Below are 4,098 nucleotides of genomic sequence, written 5' to 3' on the forward strand. Positions count from 1 at the left end.
GATCCATGTGATCCGCGCCCCACCGTCGTCTCCGGGGCTTTTACGAGCCGGGAGCGCCGGGTAAGGTTAGGTTAGCCTCACCGATCAATCGGGACGGGCGCTACTTATCGATCCCGCCGGGAGGTGAACCGCGTGTACGTCTGCTCGTGCTTCGGCATCACGGAGAAGCAGGTCAAGGAACACGCGGAGGCGGGTGCCTGCACCCCCCGCCAGATAGCGTCGGTCTCCAAGGCCGGGACCGACTGCGGGTCGTGTGTACGCCGCATTCAGGGCATTCTCGGCCGTGGTGCGTGCCCCCGTCGCGAGCTGCTCGACCAGGGCGTGAAGGCTCTCGCGGTGGAAGCCGATCAGGACCCCGCGCTCAGCGAGGCCGCCTAGGCCCGGACGGGCCCTAGCTCTCCGGCTGCTCGATCAGCTGGGCGATGTAGAGCGCCTCGCCGAGCTTCTCGACCAGCTCCAGCTGGGTGTCGAGGTAGTCGATGTGGTGTTCCTCGTCCGCCAGGATCGACTCGAAGATGTTCGCGGACGTGATGTCGCCCTTGTTCCGCATGACCTCGACACCGCGCCTCAGCCGGTCGATGGCCTCGACCTCGACCTGCCGGTCGGCCTGGAACATCTCGGTGACCGTCTGCCCGATCCGGACGTGGAAGAGCCGCTGGTAGTTCGGCAGGCCCTCCAGGAAGAGGATCCGGTCGGTCAGGACCTCCGCGTGCTTCATCTCGTCGAACGACTCGGCCCGGGTGTACTTGGCGAGCTTCGTCCAGCCGAAGTTCTCCTGCATCTTCGCGTGCAGGAAGTACTGGTTGATCGCGGTCAATTCGGCGGTCAGCTGCTCATTGAGGAACTCGATGACCTCGGGGTCGCCCTGCATCGCAGAGGCTCCTTCCGCGCGTATGACTGGCCAGGATGCGCGCATCCTCGCACCGTGATCGGGGAGCGTCCAGTAAGTGCCTCCTTAGTAGGAGTTGCCCGAATCAGCGCAGACCTGGTCATGACCACCCCTCGCGGTCTGTCACCATTGAAGGCATGGGTCAGCCGGAGAGCCGGGAATACCGAGAGTCAGAGCAGTCCGGGCTTCCTCCGGGGCAGCGGTTGCAGCGTGGCTGGCCTGTCACCCACTACGGGCCCGTCCCCAAGTTCAAGCCGGACCGCTGGGAGTTCCGGGTCTTCGGCGCCACGGCGGACGGCGACAAGCGCTGCTGGAACCACGAAGAGTTCTCGGCGCTCCCGTTCTCGACGGTCGTGGCCGATCTGCACTGCGTCACGAAATTCAGCATGGTGGGGGCCGAATGGGGTGGGGTGCCCGCCCGGACGATCGTCGAACTGGCCCCGCCGGCGCCGAGCGTCACCCATGTCATGGTCTGGGCCGAGTACGGCTTCAGCGCCAATCTGCGGCTCTCCGACTTCCTCTCCGAGCGCACGATTTTCGCCACTCACATGGACGGTGAGCTGCTCACCGCCGAGCACGGCTTCCCGCTGCGGCTGGTGGTGCCGCATCTGTACGCCTGGAAGGGCCCGAAGTGGGTGCGGGGTGTGGAGTACATGACCACCGACCGCCGGGGCTTCTGGGAGGAGCGGGGCTACCACAACGTCGGCGACCCCTGGCGGGAGCAGCGCTACTCCTACCAGGAGGAGCCGGGGGACGGTCCCGAGCTGTAGGGCCTGTCCGGGCACCCGGGGCCGCCGCGATCAGTGGTGGTACTGGTGGACCACCGCGTGGCCCTTGCCGCGGCCGATCATCCACTTGTTGACCGGGGTCGTGACCAGGAACGCGACGAGGAAGGCCAGGGCGAGCGCCCCCCAGAACAGCCCGTCGGACAGATGTGCGTCCATCGCGCCCGGTACGAGCAGCAGCACGCCGTTGTCGACGAGCTCCATCACGACGATGGAGAGGGTGTCGGCGGCGAGGGCGACCCCGACGGCGGCCTTCAGGCTCAGCCCGGCGCGTACGACCGCCGAGAGGGTCAGCGCGTAGCCGAAGAAGAAGGCCAGCGCGATGGCGAGGACCATCGTGGGGGCGTTGCCCCAGCCCAGCGCGGTCCCGATGATCATGCCGAGGACCTCGCCGATGGCGCAGCCGGTGAGGCAGTGAAGGGTGGCCCTGGCGGCCATGGACCAGCTCGCCCCGCCGTGGTGTCCCTCGTGACCCTCATGCACGCCGTGCTGCTCGGTGTGCCCGGCGTGCTCGGTGTGGTGGTGAGCGTGTGTGTCGTGCTGCATGAGACAACCCCCATAGCCGGGTAGCGGTTCCTGCCGACAGCAAGAACCGTATACCCCCTAGGGGTATTCCTCAAGCGATCTCAGTTGTCGCGGAGCTTCTTCAGCAGCGCCACATCGGCCGCGTACGTCTCCTTCCCGTGCCGGCCACCAGGGGTCTCGATGATCAGTGGTACGCCGTCGGCCGCGGGGTGGCGCATCAGCTCGCGGAACGGCTCCTCACCGATGTGACCTGCGCCGATGTTCTCGTGGCGGTCCTTGCGCGCCCCCACGACATCCTTGGAGTCATTGGCGTGGACGAGCTTCAGCCGACCCTCGCCGACCGTGTCCACCAGCAGATCCAGCGTCCGCCGCGTCCCGTCCGGAGCAGCCAGATCGTGCCCGGCCGCGAAGACGTGGCAGGTGTCCAGGCAGATGCCCAGCTTGGGATGGGCGTCCAGGGCCTCGAAGTACGGGCCGAAGTCCCAGGTCCTGGAACACAGCGAGAAGCCCTGCCCGGCGGTGGACTCCAGCAGCAGGAAGGGGTCGTCGTCGTGCGTCAGCTCGTCGAGCAGCGGCAGCATGCGCGTACGCACCTGGGCGAGCGCCTCCTCGCGCGGCCGGCCCCCGGTGGCCGAGCCGGTGTGGACGACCACGCCCAGAGCACCGATCTCCCGGCCCCGGCGCAGCGAGTGGCGCAGCGACTCCACGGACCGCTCGACGGTCGCCTCGGTGTGCGAGCCGAAGTTGATCAGATACGGGGCGTGGACGTACACCGGTATGTCCTCGGCCGCGCACTCCGCACGGAACAGTTCGTCCTGCGCCGGGTTCCCGGCCGGTGTCGCCCAGCCGCGCGGATTGGCGACGAAGACCTGCACGGCCTCCGCGCCGATCTCGCGGGCGTACGTCAGGCCGGTCTTGGCGAGGCCGCCGGCCACCGGAACATGGGCGCCGACAGGGTTGCGCATCGGATCTAGATTCCCTTGGTCTTGATGGTGATCGTGCTGCCCTCGGGAGCCTGCTCGCCGCCCTCGACCGACTGGCTCTCGACGGTGTCACCGAGGAACGGGAAGCCCCGCTCGACCTCGACCTCGAAGCCCGCCCGCTCCAGCTCGCGCTTCGCGGCGTCGGCCTTGTCGCCGACGACGTCGGGGACCTCGATCATCCGGGGGCCCTTGGAGAGCGTGAGGGTGATGGTGTCGCCCTCGGCGGCCTGCTTGCCCTCCGCAAGGGACTGCGTGGCGACCGAACCGGCGTCCTCGGGGGAGTGGACCCGCTCCGCGGCCACCTTGACCTTCAGCCCGGCGTCCTCGAGCGTGCTCGTGGCGCTCTCGACGGACTCGCCGGTGACATCCGGGACATCGACCGGTGTGCCCTTGCTGACGACGAGCGCGACGGCCGAATCCGGCCGTCGGCCGGTCCCGGCCTCCGGGTCGGAGCTGATGACCGTGCCCTGCGCGAACTCCTCGCTGAACGCCTTGGTGATCACACCGTCGGCGAGACCGACCTTGCGCAGCGCGCTCCTGGCCTCGGCGAGGGTCTTCCCCTGGACCTCGGGGACCTTGACGATCTCGGGACCGCGGGAGATCACGAGCGTCACCGAGCCGTTGTCGCGGATGCGCTTGCCCGGGCCGGGGTCGATGTCCATGACGCTGCCGCGCTTGTAGACGTCGCTGAAGCCCTTCTTCGTCTGCTCGACGTCGAGACCCGCGTCGGCGAGCCGCTTCTTCGCGGCAGCCTCGGTCTGACCGAGGACGGGTGGTACACGGGTGAACTGTCCCGAATTGATGTACCAGACACCGGTGCCCACGCCGAGGAGCAGCAGCGCCGCGACGACGGCGGCGATGACACCACGCCGGGGGGCCGCCGGGAGGCGAGGACCGCGCCCGGGCCGGGGAGGGC

At 68.5% G+C, this 4,098-nt stretch carries 6 protein-coding genes; 2 read left to right on the forward strand and 4 right to left on the reverse strand.

What is annotated here, in order from left to right; translation table 11 throughout:
* Nucleotides 1–123: 123 nt before the first annotated feature.
* Entirely contained in the window at nucleotides 124–378 is a 255-nt protein-coding gene (locus ACWGI8_RS40750; RefSeq protein ID WP_453668496.1) for a (2Fe-2S)-binding protein, read from the forward strand.
* Between the two features lie 13 nt (nucleotides 379–391).
* Here ACWGI8_RS40750 and bfr read toward each other — a convergent pair whose 3' ends face one another.
* The gene (gene bfr / locus ACWGI8_RS40755) at nucleotides 392–871 is read right to left on the reverse strand and encodes a bacterioferritin (RefSeq protein ID WP_453668497.1); all 480 of its coding nucleotides are present in this window, start codon (nucleotides 869–871) and stop codon (nucleotides 392–394) included.
* A 155-nt stretch (nucleotides 872–1,026) separates the two neighbouring features.
* On the opposite strand from bfr, the gene ACWGI8_RS40760 reads away from it, so the two are divergent.
* Nucleotides 1,027–1,659, forward strand: coding sequence for a sulfite oxidase-like oxidoreductase (locus ACWGI8_RS40760; protein ID WP_453668498.1), 633 nt, complete (start codon nucleotides 1,027–1,029; stop codon nucleotides 1,657–1,659).
* Between the two features lie 30 nt (nucleotides 1,660–1,689).
* On the opposite strand, the gene ACWGI8_RS40765 is transcribed toward ACWGI8_RS40760, so the two are convergent.
* The 3 genes from ACWGI8_RS40765 to ACWGI8_RS40775 form a co-directional block, all read right to left on the reverse strand.
* The gene (locus tag ACWGI8_RS40765) at nucleotides 1,690–2,220 is read right to left on the reverse strand and encodes a DUF4396 domain-containing protein (protein WP_453668499.1); all 531 of its coding nucleotides are present in this window, start codon (nucleotides 2,218–2,220) and stop codon (nucleotides 1,690–1,692) included.
* An 80-nt stretch (nucleotides 2,221–2,300) separates the two neighbouring features.
* Nucleotides 2,301–3,164, reverse strand: a complete 864-nt coding sequence (locus tag ACWGI8_RS40770) for a deoxyribonuclease IV (protein ID WP_453668500.1) — start codon at nucleotides 3,162–3,164, stop codon at nucleotides 2,301–2,303.
* Between the two features lie 5 nt (nucleotides 3,165–3,169).
* The coding region (locus tag ACWGI8_RS40775; protein WP_453668501.1) for a PASTA domain-containing protein at nucleotides 3,170–4,098 on the reverse strand (929 nt) is incomplete at its 5' end.

Source organism: Streptomyces sp. NPDC054841 (assembly GCF_053611045.1).

Excerpts from the sequence above, each read along its gene's own strand:
- bfr (WP_453668497.1), bottom strand. The coding sequence starts at position 871 with ATGCAGGGCGACCCCGAGGTCATCGAGTTCCTCAATGAGCAGCTGACC.
- ACWGI8_RS40765 (WP_453668499.1), bottom strand. The coding sequence starts at position 2,220 with ATGCAGCACGACACACACGCTCACCACCACACCGAGCACGCCGGGCAC.
- ACWGI8_RS40760 (WP_453668498.1), top strand. The coding sequence starts at position 1,027 with ATGGGTCAGCCGGAGAGCCGGGAATACCGAGAGTCAGAGCAGTCCGGG.
- ACWGI8_RS40770 (WP_453668500.1), bottom strand. The coding sequence starts at position 3,164 with ATGCGCAACCCTGTCGGCGCCCATGTTCCGGTGGCCGGCGGCCTCGCC.